Source organism: Massilia sp. CFBP9026, assembly GCF_034045165.1.
GTDB classification, from domain to species: Bacteria; Pseudomonadota; Gammaproteobacteria; order Burkholderiales; family Burkholderiaceae_D; genus Telluria; species Telluria arenae.
In genome coordinates this window covers 432394-448398 of record NZ_JAXCWH010000004.1, presented here as the reverse complement: position 1 = coordinate 448398, position 16005 = coordinate 432394, and the positions used below count along the sequence as shown (strand labels likewise).

Below are 16005 nucleotides of genomic sequence, written 5' to 3'. Positions count from 1 at the left end.
ATTTTTCCCACGAACACCCCCAGCCGGGGTAACATTCCATCATGATTATTCTCGGCATCGACCCGGGCCTGCGCACGACGGGGTTCGGCGTCATTGAAAAACACGGCGCCAAGCTGCGCTACATCGCTTCGGGCACCATCAAGACCGGGCTGGAGGGCGCTTTGCCGCCGCGGCTCAAGGTCATCCTGCACGGCGTCAGCGAAATCATCGCCACTTACCAGCCAGCCTGTTCCGCCATCGAAAAAGTCTTCGTCAACGTCAATCCGCAGTCGACGCTGCTGCTGGGCCAGGCCCGCGGCGCGGCGATCACGGCCCTGGTCAGCGCCGACCTCGACGTGGCCGAGTACACGGCGGTGCAAGTCAAGCAGGCCGTGGTCGGCACCGGCAAGGCGGCCAAGCCGCAGGTGCAGGACATGGTGGCGCGCCTGCTCAAGCTGCCGGGCCTGCCGGGCACCGATGCCGCCGACGCCCTGGGCGTCGCCATCTGCCATGCCCACAGCATCGACACCTTGTCGCTGCTAAATGGCTTGTCCCCTGCCGGTCAGGCGCTGCGCATGAAGAACAGCCGCCTCGTTTCATAAAATAGTTAAGGAAAACCGATGATCGGTCGCCTCTCTGGAACCCTGCTCGAAAAAGCGCCGCCGCACGTGCTGGTCGATTGCAATGGCGTCGGCTACGAAGTCGACGTGCCGATGAGCACCTTTTATAACTTGCCGCATACCGGCGAAAAAGTCGTGCTGTTCACCCACCTGGTGGTGCGGGAGGACGCGCACCTGCTGTTCGGTTTCGGCGCGGCTTCCGAGCGCGCGCTGTTTCGCCAGCTGATCAAGATCACCGGCATCGGCGCGCGCATGGCGCTGGCGATCTTGTCCGGCATGACGGTGGCCGAGCTGTCGCAGGCCGTCACGCTGCAGGAAACCGGGCGCCTGGTGAAGGTGCCGGGCATCGGCAAGAAGACCGCCGAACGCCTGCTACTCGAACTGAAAGGCAAGCTCGGCGCCGACATCGGCATGGTCGCGGGTGCGGCCCGTGACGACGCGCAGGTGGACGTGCTCAACGCGCTGGCCGCGCTGGGGTATTCTGACAAGGAAGCGCTCCTCGCGATCAAGAACATGCCGGCCGGCGCGAGCGTCTCGGACGGCATCAAGTTCGCGCTGAAGGCGCTGTCTAAAGGCTAATGTAGAAAACACGTCATGAGCATCCAGACCGACAGCTTTACCGAACAGCGCGTGATCGACGCCGCGCCGGCCTCGCCCAACGAAGAGGCGATCGAGCGCGCCCTGCGTCCCAAGCAGCTTGACGAATACGTCGGCCAGGTGAAGATCCGCGACCAGCTCGAGATCTTCATCAGCGCAGCGCGCAAGCGGCGCGAAGCGCTCGACCACACGCTGCTGTTCGGCCCACCGGGCCTGGGCAAGACCACGCTGGCCCACATCATCGCGCGCGAGATGGGCGTCAACCTGCGCCAGACTTCGGGCCCGGTGCTCGAGCGTCCGGGCGACCTGGCGGCGCTGCTCACCAATCTCGAGCCGAACGACGTGCTGTTCATCGACGAGATCCACCGCCTGTCGCCGGTGGTCGAAGAGATCCTGTACCCGGCGCTCGAGGACTACCAGATCGACATCATGATCGGCGAGGGCCCGGCCGCGCGTTCGGTCAAGCTCGACCTGCAGCCGTTCACCCTGGTCGGCGCCACCACCCGCGCCGGCATGCTGACCAATCCGCTGCGCGACCGCTTCGGCATCGTGGCGCGCCTGGAGTTCTATAACGTCGAGGAGCTGACCAGGATCGTGCTGCGCAGCGCCGCGCTGCTCGGCGCGCCGATCGACGAAGACGGCGCGCGCGAGGTGGCCAAGCGCGCGCGCGGCACGCCGCGTATCGCCAACCGCCTGCTGCGCCGCGTGCGCGATTACGCGGAAGTGAAGGGCAATGGCGAGATCGTGGCCGACATCGCCGACCGCGCACTCAAGATGCTCGACGTCGACAGCGTCGGCTTCGACGTCATGGACCGCAAGCTGCTGGAGGCGGTGCTGTTCAAGTTCGCCGGCGGCCCGGTCGGCATCGGCAACCTTGCGGCGGCGATCGGCGAGGCCGCCGACACCATCGAGGACGTGCTGGAACCGTATCTGATCCAGCAGGGCTATCTGCAGCGCACCCCGCGCGGACGGATCGCCACGCCGCTGGCCTACCAGCACTTCGGCGTCAGCGCGCCGCGCATCAGCCCGACGGGCGATTTGTGGGATAGCCTGCCGCCCGGCTGAATCGCGCGCTCAGGCCCCCGGCGCAGGATGACGGCGCCGCCGCTGCAACAGCGCGGCGAGGGAAGGCGCCGGCCGGTAGACCAGCGTCAGGTACAGCAGCACGGTCAAGCCGATGACGGCGCCGGCCAGCCACAGCACCGCGGGCGAGCTGCCGCGCCACAGCAGGGCAGCGCTGGCCACCGTCGGCACGCCCAGCAGGACCGCCGCCGCCGTGCGCAGCAGGGCCGAGCGGCGCAGGCGCTGGCCTGCCATCCCGACCATGATGAAACCGCTCGACGCCAGCACCACGCAGGCCAGGACCGCGCTGGCCCGGGCCGTATCCGGCGGCATGCCGCCGACGCGTATCAGTATGGCGGGTGAGATCAGCACCAGCACGCCGGCCACGAGGCTGGCGAGTCGAAGAAAGATCATGGCAAATCCTTGTAGGGTGAAAAGACGGCAAAGGCCGGATTCTTGGATAGCCATACGAAAAAGGTCCTGCCGGTGTGGCAGTGAAATCAAGATAGCACACAGGAAAACAAACTTGTCGTAATTGTTTCTTCGTGCGCGACGGTTTCTTTACATCTGCCGGGCTTCGATCACATGCTGTTTCCGCGCACGTGGGCGGCGATCCGCGCCGCATCGCGCGCGGGCGGCAGCCCGAACAGGCGCGCGTACTCGCGGCTGAACTGGGTCGCGCTTTCATAACCGACTTCGAAGGCGGCGCCCGTCACGCTGGCGCCCTGCGCCACCATGAGCATGCGCGCCTGCATCAGGCGCACCCGTTTCTGGTATTGGAGGGGGCTCAGGGCGGTGGCGGCCTTGAAGTGGCGGTGGAAGGACGATGGACTCATCGCCGCCTTCTCGGCCAGCGTCTCGACCCGCAAGGAAGTGGCGAATTCGCGCCGGATCCACCCGATCGCGCGCTGCACCCGCGCCAGTGCGCTGTCCGGCATGGCGATCGCGCGCAGCATGGCGCCGTGCGGTCCCTGCAACACCCGGTACAGGATCTCGCGTTCATACGCCGGCGCCAGCGCCGCGATGTCCTGCGGCTGGCGCATCAGGCGCAGCAGGCGCACCCAGGCATCCTTGACATCCTCCCCACCTCAAAGGACAGGGATTCCTACGGAACGGCGCGTTGCTCTGCGGGTCGCTTCGGTGGGTTCCTGCTTCACTGAGCAGCCTGACTGCACCAACTCTCCACAGGCTGAGACGCGATGTCCTCGCGCTAAAACAGTGATCGCTCCGACTACGTCGGCGTGATTTTCGTAGCCACAACCGACGCACAGGAATGACGCCTGAGTTTGCCGATTGTCTTTCGAAACGTGACCGCAGCACGGGCAAGTCTGGCTAGTATGATGCGGCGGCACGGCCACCAAGACGCCGCCGCACCACGCCATTTTATAGTCGAGCTGCCGCCGGAACTCGCCCCATCCTTGATCGAGGATGGCATGGTTCAGACTGCTTTTCTGGCGGACCTTCTTGCCCGGCTGGTCGATAGTGCCCCTGGTAGACCTGGATAGATTCCGTACCTGCAAATCCTCGATGCAGACGAGCGCGTGGTTTTTGCTAATCGCCGTCGTGGCTTTATGCAGGAAGTCTTTTCGGGCGTTGACGATGCAGGTGTGAATCTTCTGGACGCGAGCTTTCGCCTTTTTCCAGTTGTTGCTGAATTTGACCTTGCGGCTCATGCACCGCTGGTAGCGTGCCAGGCGTTGTTGATGCTTCTTGGAGCTGTTCAGCGGGGCAACGAAGTCGCCGTCGCTCGTTGTGGCGAACCGGGCGATACCGACATCTATGCCGATGGCCGTTGTCGCAACGGGCAGCGGCTGTTCGACTTCGCGTCGCGTCTGAATTGACGCGAACCACTTCCCACCTGACTGGCTGACAGTGACGTTACGGATCTCGCCCTGTACGTCACGACTGTTGCGGTAGCGTAGCCAGCCGAGTTTGGGTAAGGAAATGCGGCTGTTAGCCTGGTCGAGCTTGATCTGCTTCGGGTCAGGATAGTGGAAGCTCTCGCAGCTGCCTTTGCGCTTGAATCTGGGGAAGTCGGCCCGTTTCTCGAAAAAATTCTTGTACGCCCTGTTCACGTTCTTCAAGGCCTGTTGCAATGGATGGCAAGGCGCGTCTTTAAGCCACGGCGTTTCCGCACTATTTCGCCAACCGGTCAAGTGCTTAGCCATGGTGACGTAGCCGATATACTTGTTTCCAGCTTCGTGATTTTCTTTTTGCGTCGCCAACGCCTTGTTGTAGACGAACCGGCACGCGCCTGCGCAGCAGCGCATAGCGCGCACCTGCTCGCCATTGGGCATCAGTTCGTACTTGTAAGCCTGTAGGCGTTGCATGCTTCGATTTTGGTCATTCTACGAGCAGTAGTAACGACATCCGTCAATGAAGATGCTGCGTTTCCCTGTTGCACGTACGCTTGGTCTTCATAACAAAATATCGCGAGACAGTCTTAAAAATTTGCAAGTGTCTGCGTGGACTTTGAATCGGACGGGCAGCATCCGGACCAGGGCGGATGACATTGGCGCTGTCATCGTTATCTGTTGATGACCCCGACTGCAATACGCAGCAATTGCTCGACGGAAGTGACCCGCCCGCCATCGAGCGCCCAACGCCAGCCCAGGTAGTTGGGGAGCCAACGCGATGCAACGCCATGGAAGCGCGCCAGCCACTCCTTGAAACGCCGATGGTAGGCGTTCACATTTTGAACATGGATGGCGCCCTCGACACTGTTGCGGACCCGTTCGCCGGCGCTGAGATTGACGGCGTGGTGGGCGATGCCATGAGCACGGGCGAAGGCGGGATAGGCGGCGTTGGCGTCGGTGACCAGCAGCGCCTGGGGATCGAGTTTCGGCAGCAGGTGCTTGACCAGTTGGGCCACCTTCAGGGCGCCGCGACCGGTCACTGCGTCGATGGTTTGCCCGCTGCGGTCGCGCGCCACCAGAATACAGTCGAGGTGGTGCGAAATACCGTGTAGGGCGGCCCTGCCGCCACGCTTGCGCGACCGACGATCGAGCTTGCGTGATCCCTTCTGCGATTCGAGCAGGAACGTTTCGTCGGCCTCGACGATGCCGACCAGGCGCTCGGGCCGGTCGTCCTTGACCCGTTCGAGAAAGCGATGGCGCCAGCGGAAGGTGGTGTTGGGGTGCACGCCGACACGCTTGGCTGCAGAGCGGACTGTGCGGGAATCGAGCACCGTGTCCAGATAATCGAGCCACTTGGCCTTGTGCCTGAGCCGCGCCAGTGGCGTGCCGGTCAAGTCATTGAAAGTGCGGCCACATGCGCAACAGCGAAAGCGTTGCAGGTCGTTGGCGTGACCGTGGCGATGACAACGCTCGCAGGCGCAATCGGGGCAGCGCCGCCCCTTTGACCGGATCTCGCCGATAAGGGCCACTACCCGGTCGAGCCCGGCTGCCGGATGCAGGGCGGCGAGCACCTTCTGACGCTGCGGCTGGTTCACCAGCGCCAGCTGGGCGAACAGCTTCTCAAACTTCGGCGCTTTCATAGCGCGCTCCCGATCGATGGCGACCGGGATTGGACTGCGGATCAGCTCAGCAGTTCAATGCTCATCCATATTTAACGATGACAGCGCCATGACATTTGTCAGCCGGGATCGATGGCAAGCGATTCTATCGGGCCGGGCAGGGCAACGACATACTGGTTTCACACCAACCCCGTGAGGAAACCATGTCCGCTCCCGTCCTGAAAACAATCGCCGCCGTCGCCGGATTGTCGCTGTCCACCCTGGCGCTGGCCGCCGCCACCCTGGTCCAGGACGTGCGCGTCTTCGACGGCAAGACCGTGCACGAACGCCGGTCGGTGCTGTTCGACGGCGGCGTCATCGTCGACGCCGATTTCCGCGGTACGCCACCCGCAGGCAGCCGCATCGTCAGCGGCGCCGGCCGCACCCTGCTGCCGGGACTGATCGACGCGCACACCCACGCGTTCAGGCAGCTCGACCTGCCGCTGCTGTTCGGCGTCACCACGCAGGTCGACATGTTCACCGCCGTGCCGCTGATGCAGGAGGTCAAGGGCAGCATGGCGGCCGGCCGCAATGCGGGCAGGGCCGACATGTTCTCGGCCGGCACCCTGGCCACCGCCCCGAACGGCCACGGCACCCAGTACGGCCTTCCCATCCCGACCCTGAGCCGGCCGGACCAGGCGCGCGACTTCGTCGACGCGCGCATCGCCGAAGGCTCGGACTTCATCAAGATCGTGCTCGAAGCCGGAGGGCAGGGTACCAGCAAGATGAATTCACTCGACCTGGCGACCGCCAAAGCGCTGATCGAGGCCGCCCACCTGCGCGGCAAGCTGGCCGTGGTTCACGTCAGCAACGAGCGGGATGCGCGCGCCGCGCTGGAGGCCGGCGCCGACGGCCTGGTGCACCTGTTCCTGGGTGCCGCGCCCGATCGCCGGGCCGTCGACGGGCTGGCGCGGCTGGCCAGGACCAGGGGCGCTTTCGTGATCCCGACCTTCGCGGTCCTGGAAAGCATGGCCGGCGTGCGCGGCGACGACCTGCTCGCCGACGCCCGGCTGGCGGCACTGGTCGATCGGGAAGGCGCCGCCACGCTCAAGGCGCGCTATGGCGCGCAGGCGCGGCCCCAGGCGCTGGCGGCGCCGAAAGCCGTCACCGCCACATTGCGCAAGGCCGGCGTGCCGATCCTGGCCGGGACCGATGCGGGCAATGCCGGCACCCTGTATGGCATCAGCATGCACCGCGAACTGGCGGCGCTGGTCGAGGCGGGCCTGAGCCCGGCGGAGGCGCTGGCCGCCGCCACCAGCGCGCCGGCCGCGGCCTTCCGGCTGGGCCGGCGCGGCTGCATCGTCAAGGGCTGCAAGGCCGACCTGCTGCTGGTCGACGGCAATCCCGCGGCCGATATCAGGGCCACGCGCCACATCGTCGAGGTCTGGAAGGATGGCCAGAGCGCCAATGGCCTGCGCGATGCGCGGCGCCAGCGGGTGGCGCAGGAAGGCAGCGGCGCCATCCGCCAGGCGCTGCCGCCGGATGGCCGCATCAGCGACTTCAGTGAGGGCCGCCTGGGCAGCCCGTTCGGCAGCGGCTGGCTGCCGTCGACCGACCAGTTCGCGGGCGGCAAGTCGACCGTCAAACTCGAGGTGCTGCCGCCGCTGCCCGACGGACAAGTGCCGCTGGCGGTACGCGCCACGGTCGCGCCGGGCCTGCCGTTCGCCTGGTCCAGCGTGGCCTTCATGCCCGGCGCCCAGCCGATGCAGCCGGCCGACCTGAGCGCGGCGAAAATCCTGCGCTTCAAGGTGCGCGGCGACGGCAAGACCTATCAGGTGATGCTGATAGGCGCCGGCAACGCTCGGCCCAGCACCATGCCCTTCGTCGCCAAGGGTGAATGGGAAGAGGTGAGCGTGCCCTTGTCGGCCTTCGCCGGTATCGATCCGGCCGCCGTTGCCATGCTAGCATTCAGCGCCGGACCACAACCCGGCGACTACCGCTTCGAACTCGCCGACGTGCGCCTGCTGGAACAAGAATGATGACCGAGCCAACCATGATGACGACGCTCCGACACGCACTGGCGCGGCCCTGGATCCCGCCCGAATACGGCAGGCTGCAATACCTGTGGCTGCTGTCGCTCGGCTACCTGTTCTGGAAATTCGGCTACGTGACGCCCGGCGCGCTGGAGGCGGCCTTGCTGGCGCTGACGCTGGTGGTCTTCGTCGCGCTGTACTGCTTCAGCTTCTGGGCGCGCGGCTGGCAGGTTCACGCCTGCGTGGCGGCCGGCTGCCTGCTCGGCGCACTGTGGGCGCGCTGGAATCCGGGCGCCGCCTGCTTCTTCATCTTCGCCTGCGCCATGTGCGCCCGCATCCCGCGGCCGGGCCACGCCGTCGGCGGCATGCTGGCGGTGCTCGCCGGCGGGGTGGCGGCCTCGTTCCTGGTCTCGGGCCCGATGCAGATGGTGTTCCTGTTGCCGCTGCTGCTGGTTGGCCTGCCGGTGGGCCTGTCGACCCTGATGGACCAGCGCCTGCGTGACTCGCGCGCCCGCTTGACGCGCAAGCAGGAAGAAGTGGAGCACATGGCGCGCATCGCCGAGCGCGAACGGATCTCGCGCGACCTGCACGACCTGCTCGGCCATTCCCTGTCGACGATCGCGCTCAAGGCCGAACTGGCCGGCAAGCTGGCGCGGCGCGACCTGGATGCCTGCGAACGCGAGATCGCCGACATCGAAGCCAGTGCGCGCAATGCCCTGGCCGAGGTGCGCGCGGCGGTCACCGGCTACCGCGAGAGCGGCCTGGCCCAGGCCCTGGCCAGCGCCCGCGCCAGCCTGCTGGCCGCCGAGGTCGTGCTCGACGAGCGGGTCGAGCGTCTCGACCTGGCCCCGGCGGTGGAGCACGTGGTGGCGCTCGCGGTGCGCGAGGCGGTGACGAATATCGTGCGCCATGCCCGGGCGTCGCGCTGCACGCTGTCCCTGAGCCGCGAAGATGGCCACGCCGTGCTGCGCGTGCACGACGACGGCCGCCTGCGCGATACCGATGAGATAAGGCGTGGCAACGGGCTGGCCGGCATGCAGGAGCGGGTGGCGGCGCTCGGCGGGCGCATGAAGCTGGCCGCCGGCGATGGCCTGGCGCTCGAGCTGCAGGTACCGGTGGGAGCTGCGGCATGATCCGCGTCCTGATCGCCGAAGACCAGCAGCTGGTGCTGGGCGCCCTGAGCGCGCTGCTGCGGCTCGAGCCGGACATCGAGGTGGTGGCCGGCGCGCGCGATGGCCGCGAGGCGCTGGCCCTGTGTGAGCGCCTCGTTCCCGACATCGTGCTGACCGATATCGAGATGCCGCACATGACCGGCATCGAACTGGCGCAGGCACTGTCTTCGAGAAAGCTGGCCTGCCGCGTGGTGGTGGTGACGACCTTCGCCCGCAGCGGCTACCTGCGGCGCGCGATGGAGGCGGGCGTGCGCGGCTACCTGCTCAAGGATGCGCCGGTCGAGGCGCTGGCCGACGCCATCCGCGTCGTGCACGGTGGCGGGCGTGCGATCGCGCCCGAGCTGGCTTTGGCAAGCTGGAACGGCGGCAGCGATCCGCTGACCGAGCGCGAACGCCAGGTGCTGCGCCTGGCGGGGGAGGGCCGTTCCAGCGTCGAGATCGCGCGCCAGGTCCACCTGTCTGAGGGCACGGTGCGCAACTATCTGTCGGAAGCGATCAGCAAGTTGGGCGCAGGGAATCGCGTGGAAGCGTACCGGATGGCGCGCGATGCGGGTTGGCTATAGCGTTTGCGTGGTGCTGCGTTCGCGCTGCGCGTTGCGGCGCAGCGGAATCCACTGGATCGGTTTCGGCACTCGCCGGGAAGCTGCCTTGGACACGATCGGCTTCTGCGGCACATGGGTCAAGGGATAGATGAAGCTGAAATACAGCAGGATCGTCAGGATCAGCAGGAAGGTGCACAGATAGACCATCAGCATATTGCTGGCATGCCAGATCACGACGCCGCTGGCGCCGAAGGGCACCATCAGGAGCAGGGCGGCGAACGAGCGCAGCATCGCGTCGCGGTTCATGCGGTGGCCGGCCATCGCGACCAGGAAGAAGCCGCCCGAGCCGAGCGCCACGCCGACCAGCACGATATACGGCTCCATCCAGTCAGGAATGCCGTGCGCGGTCGAGGCCAGCAAGGCGGCTGGCAGCAGGATGCCGAACACGCCGCCAGCAAGGCTGAGCAGGCGAATCACGCGCATGGCCCGTCCGCGGAATACGGGGCGTGCGGCACGTGCTACGGAAGTCGGTTTCATTGCGCCAGTGAGGTTCCAAGGTGGGTTGGAAGTAACGTCCGGCAACACGTCTCGGTTGACGTGATGTTCGCATTAGCATAGCCGACATTGCCCGGCGCGTGAATCAAGCGTGTGCTAGTGCCCGACGCTCTTCGAAAACAGATTAATGACCATCACGCCGGCAATGATCAGGCCCAGGCCGGCGATGGCCGCCAAATCCAGGCTTTGCTTGAAATACAACCAGCTGACCAGGGAGATGAGCACGATGCCGACACCGGACCAGATCGCATAGGCGATGCCGGTGGGCAGCACGCGCAGGCTGAAGGTGAGCAGGTAGAACGACAGGGCGTAGCAGCCGACCGTGATCAGGCTGGGAACGGGACGGGTAAAACTGTCGGAGGCCTTGAGGGCGGTGGTGCCGATCACTTCGGCGACGATGGCGAAGCCGAGGAAGATATAGGCTTGATTGAGGGTCATCAGGAAGAAAAACGGCCCGTCGCCGGGCCGTGGTGAGATTTATTGTTCGCGCTGCCAGGTTTGGGTGCGGCCGAACATCGGGGCGCCGACATAGCCGCGCACTTCGAGCTTGCTGCCGTTGTCGGCCAGGCTGGCCTTGCTCTTGTAGGTCTTGCCGTTGGACGGATCGAGGATCTGGCCGCCGGTGTAGTCGTTGCCTTCCTTCTTGAGGCCCGAGAGGATCGTCATGCCGATGATCGGCTGGTCCTTGCGCGCGTCGCTGCATTTGACGCACTTGGGATTCTGGTCCTGGTCCGCCGGACGGAACAGTTTCTCGATCTTGCCGGTCAGGACGCCGCCTTCCTCGGTGATCCGCACCAGCGCCTTCGGCTTGCCGGTCTCGTCATCGATGGTTTTCCAGGTGCCGACCGGCGAGGCGCTTTGCGCGAACGCGGCGGCGGGCAGGGCGAACATGGCGGCGATCAGGCCGGCGCGCATCAGGTGTCGCATGGGGTGTCTCCAGTGTTGTTGTTGGTATCGCAGAGTGTAGCAAAGTCACCTCGCAACGGGAGGGGCCGGAATCAGAGGGTTTCCTCCAAAACCGGCGTTGACGTTCAAGGCGCGTTGCGCACGTCTTCCGGCGTGACCTGGTGGCGCCGTTCGGCCGGGCGGGTGAGCACGCGCATCGTCACGTCCAGCGGCACCCCGAGCTCGGCGAGCTGGCGCGCGGTGCTGGAACGGTTGTCGGCAGACGCTTCGTGGATCACGGCGTCGATGCGCAGGGAGGTTTTGTAGTCGCTTCGTCGGTCCATGGCCCGATCCTACCATGTCTTGACGCGCTGCCATTTCCTGCTGAGTCAGTGGCGAATCGCAGCCATTCTATTTTTTTTCGATGCAAGTTTTTCACGAATTGTTGTATCTTGTGGCATCTTTTTCCCAAGCCACAAGGACATTGCATGCTCGACCTGGTCAACGCTATCAACGGCATCATCTGGAGCCCCATCATGATCGCCCTGTGCCTCGGCGCCGGGCTGTATTTCTCCGTGCGTTCGCGCTTCCTGCAGTTGCGCCACGTGCGCGAGATGGTGCGCCTGATGCGTGAAGGGAAGAGTTCGGAGCAGGGCGTGTCCTCGTTCCAGGCGCTGGCCATGACCCTGGCCGGCCGCGTCGGCACCGGCAATATCGCGGGCGTCGCCACCGCGATCACCTTCGGCGGCCCGGGCGCGGTGTTCTGGATGTGGATGATGGCCTTCCTCGGCGCCAGCTCGGCCTTCGTCGAGTCGACCCTGGGCCAGGTGTACAAGGAACCGGTCGGCAACCAGTACCGCGGCGGTCCCGCCTTCTACATCGAGAAAGGCCTGGGCATGAAGCGCTACGCCTGGACCTTCGCCATCGCCACCCTGCTCGCGACCGGCTTGCTGCTGCCAGGCGTGCAGGCCAACTCGATCGCCGAGGGCTTGAGGACCGCGGCCGGTATCGACCCGCTGTACACCGGCATCGGCCTGGCCGTGCTGCTGGCCATCATCATCTTCGGTGGCGTGCGCCGCATCGCCAGCTTCGCCGAAGTCGTCGTGCCGTTCATGGCCGCCGCCTACATCCTGGTGGCGATCGTGGTCGTGGCGATGAACATCGGCGAGCTGCCGGGCGTGCTGCAGCTGATCTTCAGCTCGGCCTTCGGCCTGGACGCCGGCTTCGGCGCCATGCTCGGCCTGGCGATCCAGTGGGGCGTCAAGCGCGGCATCTACTCGAACGAGGCCGGCCAGGGTACCGGCCCGCATGCCTCCTCGGCGGCCGAAGTGAGCCATCCGGCCAAGCAGGGCCTGGTGCAAGGCTTCTCGGTCTACATCGACACCCTGTTCGTGTGCTCGGCGACCGCATTCATGCTGCTGATCACCGGCCAGTACAACGTCGAGACGCCGGAAGGCGCGCCGGTGTTCGTCGGCATCCAGGGCGTGGCCTCGGGGCCGGGCTATGTCCAGACCGCGCTCGAGAACGTGATGCCGGGCTTCGGCGCGCTGTTCGTGGCGATCGCGCTGCTGTTCTTCGCCTTCACCACCATCGTTGCCTACTACTACATCGCCGAGACCAATATCGCCTACATGGACCGCCACGGCCGCCATCCGTGGCTGCCCTTCGTGCTCAAGCTGTGCATCGTGTCGGCCACCATCTACGGCGCGGTCAAGACCGCGGACGTGGCCTGGGGCCTGGGCGACATCGGCGTCGGCCTGATGGCGTGGCTGAACATCGTCGCCATCGTGATGCTGCACAAGGTGGCATTCAAGTGCCTGCGCGACTACGAGGCGCAGAAGAAGGCCGGCAAGGATCCTGAGTTCGATCCGAAGGCGCTGGGCATCGAGAACGCGCACTACTGGGAGCAGCGCGCCGCCGCCAAGCGCGCGCCGCAAGCGCCTGTGCGCGACGACGCGCCTGTTAAATAAGTTACTCGCGCAGCGCCAGCACCGGGCGCATGCGCATCGCCGCCAGTGCGTGGCGCGTGGTGGCGCCCAGCGCCACCACGCAGGCCAGCAGCAGGCCCAGCGCCAGGGTCCAGCCGCCGACCGGGGCCCGGGTGGCGAAGCCGCCCAGGTACTGCTGGATCGCCAGCCAGGCCAGCGGCAGGCCGAGCAGGGCGCCGGCGCCGACCAGCAGGCCGATGTCGCGCGCCATCAGGCGGCCGATCGCGCCGCGGCTGGCGCCATACAGCTTGCGCAGGACGATCTCCTTTTCCCGCCGCTGCACGCTGTAGGCGGCCAGCACATAGATGCCGAAGGCCGCGATAGCGCTGGCGATGACGCTCGATGCCGCCAGCAATTGCGACAGGCGCAGGTCGTCGGCGTAGAACATGTCCGAGGTCACCTTCTGCATGCGCGTCACGCCCAGGGTCTCGTTCGGGAAGTGGCGCGGCCACAGCGCCTCGATGGCGCGCGCGGTCGCATCGGGGTTGGCGCGGGTGCGCACCGTGAACATGCCGACCCGGTCGTTCAGGACATAGGCGGTCGGCGCCTGCTCGTCGCGCGCCGAGCGATGGCGGATGTCGGGAGCGATGCCGACGATCTGCAGCGCGTCCCCGCCTGGCCCGGGCCTGAGAAGGGTCTTGCCGATCGCATCGTGCGGGCTGGCGAAGCCGAGCCGGCGCGCGGCGCTGGCATTGATCACGACCCGGTCGGGCTGCTTCGGCTTGTCGAGCGCCGCATCGAACAGGCGTCCCGCCACCGGTCTGACGCCGAACACGCCGAAGAATTCCGGGCTGACCGCATAGTTCTGCAGGTCGATCACCTCGCCGCCCTCGCGCCGCAGGCTGGTGATGTTGTGCCCGACGCTGAACGGCATGTGTGACAGGGCCACGCCGGCCACGTCGGGCAGGCGCGCGATCTCGTCGCGCAGGGCCCGGATGCGTGGGTCGCGCGCATCGTTAATGGCCGGGAACATCAAGAGCGGAGCCATGTCGAAACCGGGATCGAGCGCGCTGGCATGACGTGTCTGCCAGCTCACCGCCAGCGTCGTGGCCGTCAACCCCATGGCGGTCGCCAGTTGCACGATGGTCAGCGAGCGTCGCAGCCACAGGCCGCGCGCGGTCTCGCTGGCGCCGCGCCCGGCCAGCGCAGTGCCGGGGCGTACGCGCAATGCCGACCAGGTCGGATATGCGCCCGCCGCCAGGCCGAGCGACAGCCCGAGCGCCAGCGTGGCGGCCAGTGCGCCGGGGCTGAAGACGGCATCGAACTCCCGTTGCACCAGGTCGGAAAACACCGGCAGCAGCAACCAGGCCAGTAGCAGTCCAAGCAGGGTGGCGAGCAGGCAGATCAGCACCGATTCAGCCAGGAACTGGCGCGCCACGGCGGGCGCGGAAGCACCCAGCACCTTGCGCATCGCGATCTCGCGCTGGCGCGCCAGCGTACGCACGGTAGCGAGGTTCACGTAATTGGTCGCCGCCAGCAGGAGGATCAATCCCGCCACCACGGCCAGGCCCAGCATGCCCTGGCGGTTGCCATGCACGATCATCGCGCCATCCACGTCGGGCGCCAGATAGCCATCCGCGAGCGCGTCGAGCCGGTAATCGATCAGGTCGCGTCCGCCCAGGGCGGCTACCTGTTCGGCGAAAATGCGTCGCACCAGGCTCGATTCGCGCAGTTGGCGCCGGATGTTGTCGAGTACGCGTTCCGGGTCGGCACCGTCCAGCAGTTTCACATAGACGGCGCCGCCGCTGAAGCCCCATGAAGTCTCCAGTTCGCGGAGGACTTCGGCGGGCAGGAAGGGCCCGTCGAAGCCTGCCAGCGCTTCGTACGGTGTCGTCGTGGCCGCGGGCTGGTCTTCCAGCACCGCCGCCACGGTATAGGTGACGCCGTCTCCCTGCAGCGTGGCGCCGACCGCGTCGATGCGGCCGAACAGCTTGAGCGCCGTGGCGCGGCTCAGCGCCAGCGCCCCAGGTTTGGCGAGTGCCGCCTGCAGGTCGCCGGCCAGCACCCTTGGCGAGAAGATCTGCTGGAAGGCCGGATCGACCAGGGTCAGGTTGAAGGCTTTGACCTGGCTGCCGACGCGCGCATCCAGGGGACGCGACACGAAGGCCGTAGCGAGCACCGGCTGGCCGCTGGCCAGCGCTGCATCGCGCGCGGGCAGGCTCGCCATGGGATCCCATTTGGTCCCGAGCAGCTCCAGGTTCCAGCGTTGCAGCAGCCGGAATACCTGCTCATGCTGCGGCACGTGGCGGTCATACGAGAAGGAGTGGCGCACCAGCCCAAGCAGCAGGAAGCAGGCGGCGATGCCGGTCGCCAGCCCGAGGATCACGACCGCCGAATACGAGCGGTCCCGGGCCAGCAGTCGCCAGCCGATACGAAAGTCGCGCAGTAGCATGCCGATCTCCTCAAGCCGCCTGCAGCGCATCGACCACGATGCGCCCGTCCAGCAGGCGCACGGTGCGCGAGGCCTGGGCCGCGTGCGCGGGCGAGTGGGTGACCATCACCACCGTCGTGCCTTCTGCATTGATGGTGCGCAGCAGGCGCATCACCTCGTCGCCGTGGGCGGTGTCGAGGTTGCCGGTCGGTTCGTCGGCCAGCAGCACGGCCGGTCCGGCCACCAGCGCGCGCGCGATCGCTACCCGCTGCTGCTGGCCGCCCGAGAGCTGCGACGGCCGGTGCCTGCTGCGATGGGCCACGCCCAGGCGGTCCAGCATGGCCTGCACGCGGCGGCGCCGTTCGCTGCCCGATACGCCGGTGTACTCGAGCGCCAGCTCGACGTTCTCGAACACGCTCAATTCCTCGATCAGGTTGAAGCTCTGGAAGATGAAGCCGACCATGCCGCGCCGCAGGCCGTTCAGGCGCGCCTCGCTCCAGCCGGTGACGTCGTGGCCGTCGAACAGGAAGGTGCCGGAGGTCGGCACGTCGAGCAGGCCGAGCAGGCCAAGAAGGGTCGATTTGCCGCAGCCCGAAGGGCCGGTGATGGCGACGTATTCGCCGGCGCCGATCTCGAGGTCGATGCGGTCGAGGGCCGTGGTCTGGACTTCGCCCGCCACGTGGATCTTGCTGACGCCTGAAAGCTTGAGCATAAGGAGTTTCCTGTTTGATGGTTCGATGATAAACC

The 16005-nt window shown here is 66.4% G+C and carries 17 protein-coding genes and 1 pseudogene; 7 read left to right on the top strand and 11 right to left on the bottom strand.

Annotation, left to right across the window (positions count from 1 at the left end; genetic code table 11):
- The first annotated feature begins 41 nt into the window (after positions 1–41).
- The 3 genes from ruvC to ruvB are packed head-to-tail and all read left to right on the top strand — an operon-like array spanning position 42 to position 2261.
- Positions 42–581, top strand: a complete 540-nt coding sequence (gene ruvC / locus SOM28_RS13160) for a crossover junction endodeoxyribonuclease RuvC (protein ID WP_123069998.1) — start codon at positions 42–44, stop codon at positions 579–581.
- 18 nt (positions 582–599) lie between these two features.
- Positions 600–1178 carry a Holliday junction branch migration protein RuvA gene (ruvA, locus tag SOM28_RS13155; protein ID WP_123069999.1) on the top strand — a complete coding sequence of 193 codons (579 nt, stop codon included), beginning with the start codon at positions 600–602 and terminating at the stop codon, positions 1176–1178.
- Positions 1179–1193: 15 nt separating this feature from the next.
- Positions 1194–2261 (top strand): Holliday junction branch migration DNA helicase RuvB, encoded by a 1068-nt coding sequence (gene ruvB, locus SOM28_RS13150; RefSeq protein WP_123070000.1) that lies wholly within the window; start codon positions 1194–1196, stop codon positions 2259–2261.
- Between the two features lie 9 nt (positions 2262–2270).
- On the opposite strand, the gene SOM28_RS13145 is transcribed toward ruvB, so the two are convergent.
- The 5 genes and pseudogenes from SOM28_RS13145 to SOM28_RS13125 all read right to left on the bottom strand — a co-directional run bounded on the left by SOM28_RS13145 (position 2271) and on the right by SOM28_RS13125 (position 5754).
- Positions 2271–2672: a hypothetical protein gene (locus SOM28_RS13145; protein WP_320468388.1), complete on the bottom strand. Its 402-nt coding sequence runs from the start codon at positions 2670–2672 to the stop codon at positions 2271–2273.
- 167 nt (positions 2673–2839) lie between these two features.
- On the bottom strand, positions 2840–3196 hold the full coding sequence (locus SOM28_RS13140; protein ID WP_320468403.1) for an AraC family transcriptional regulator: 357 nt from the start codon (positions 3194–3196) through the stop codon (positions 2840–2842).
- Between the two features lie 27 nt (positions 3197–3223).
- Positions 3224–3328, bottom strand: a pseudogene (locus SOM28_RS13135) (AraC family transcriptional regulator N-terminal domain-containing protein); the annotation flags it as partial.
- Positions 3329–3346: 18 nt separating this feature from the next.
- Entirely contained in the window at positions 3347–4588 is a 1242-nt protein-coding gene (locus SOM28_RS13130; protein WP_320468387.1) for an RNA-guided endonuclease InsQ/TnpB family protein, read from the bottom strand.
- A gap of 197 nt (positions 4589–4785) precedes the next feature.
- On the bottom strand, positions 4786–5754 hold the full coding sequence (locus tag SOM28_RS13125) for an IS1595 family transposase (RefSeq protein ID WP_320468386.1): 969 nt from the start codon (positions 5752–5754) through the stop codon (positions 4786–4788).
- 182 nt (positions 5755–5936) lie between these two features.
- Here SOM28_RS13125 and SOM28_RS13120 point away from each other — a divergent pair, with 182 nt between their 5' ends.
- Genes SOM28_RS13120 through SOM28_RS13110 form a run of 3 tightly spaced genes read left to right on the top strand, consistent with a single transcriptional unit; the run spans position 5937 to position 9480 of the window.
- Positions 5937–7751: a CIA30 family protein gene (locus tag SOM28_RS13120; protein ID WP_320468385.1), complete on the top strand. Its 1815-nt coding sequence runs from the start codon at positions 5937–5939 to the stop codon at positions 7749–7751.
- Complete coding sequence (locus SOM28_RS13115) at positions 7748–8878, top strand: sensor histidine kinase (RefSeq protein WP_320468384.1); 1131 nt, start codon at positions 7748–7750, stop codon at positions 8876–8878. Before SOM28_RS13120 ends, SOM28_RS13115 begins: the two co-directional genes overlap by 4 nt.
- Positions 8875–9480, top strand: a complete 606-nt coding sequence (locus SOM28_RS13110) for a response regulator transcription factor (RefSeq protein WP_123070004.1) — start codon at positions 8875–8877, stop codon at positions 9478–9480. Before SOM28_RS13115 ends, SOM28_RS13110 begins: the two co-directional genes overlap by 4 nt.
- Here SOM28_RS13110 and SOM28_RS13105 read toward each other — a convergent pair.
- The 4 genes from SOM28_RS13105 to SOM28_RS13090 form a co-directional block, all read right to left on the bottom strand.
- Positions 9475–9942, bottom strand: a complete 468-nt coding sequence (locus tag SOM28_RS13105; RefSeq protein ID WP_320468383.1) for a hypothetical protein — start codon at positions 9940–9942, stop codon at positions 9475–9477. The two genes, SOM28_RS13110 and SOM28_RS13105, sit on opposite strands and share 6 nt — an antisense overlap.
- Before the next feature lie 168 nt (positions 9943–10110).
- Complete coding sequence (locus tag SOM28_RS13100) at positions 10111–10452, bottom strand: SMR family transporter (protein ID WP_123070006.1); 342 nt, start codon at positions 10450–10452, stop codon at positions 10111–10113.
- 39 nt (positions 10453–10491) lie between these two features.
- A complete protein-coding gene (locus SOM28_RS13095; protein ID WP_320468382.1) occupies positions 10492–10941 on the bottom strand; it encodes a DUF2147 domain-containing protein in 450 nt (149 codons plus the stop codon).
- A gap of 104 nt (positions 10942–11045) precedes the next feature.
- Positions 11046–11243: a hypothetical protein gene (locus SOM28_RS13090; protein ID WP_123070008.1), complete on the bottom strand. Its 198-nt coding sequence runs from the start codon at positions 11241–11243 to the stop codon at positions 11046–11048.
- 144 nt (positions 11244–11387) lie between these two features.
- On the opposite strand from SOM28_RS13090, the gene SOM28_RS13085 reads away from it, so the two are divergent.
- Positions 11388–12869, top strand: coding sequence for an alanine/glycine:cation symporter family protein (locus SOM28_RS13085; protein ID WP_320468381.1), 1482 nt, complete (start codon positions 11388–11390; stop codon positions 12867–12869).
- Position 12870: 1 nt separating this feature from the next.
- Here SOM28_RS13085 and SOM28_RS13080 read toward each other — a convergent pair whose 3' ends face one another.
- Positions 12871–15279 (bottom strand): ABC transporter permease, encoded by a 2409-nt coding sequence (locus SOM28_RS13080; protein WP_320468380.1) that lies wholly within the window; start codon positions 15277–15279, stop codon positions 12871–12873.
- A 10-nt stretch (positions 15280–15289) separates the two neighbouring features.
- Positions 15290–15970 (bottom strand): ABC transporter ATP-binding protein, encoded by a 681-nt coding sequence (locus SOM28_RS13075; RefSeq protein WP_123070011.1) that lies wholly within the window; start codon positions 15968–15970, stop codon positions 15290–15292.
- Positions 15971–16005 lie beyond the last annotated feature (35 nt).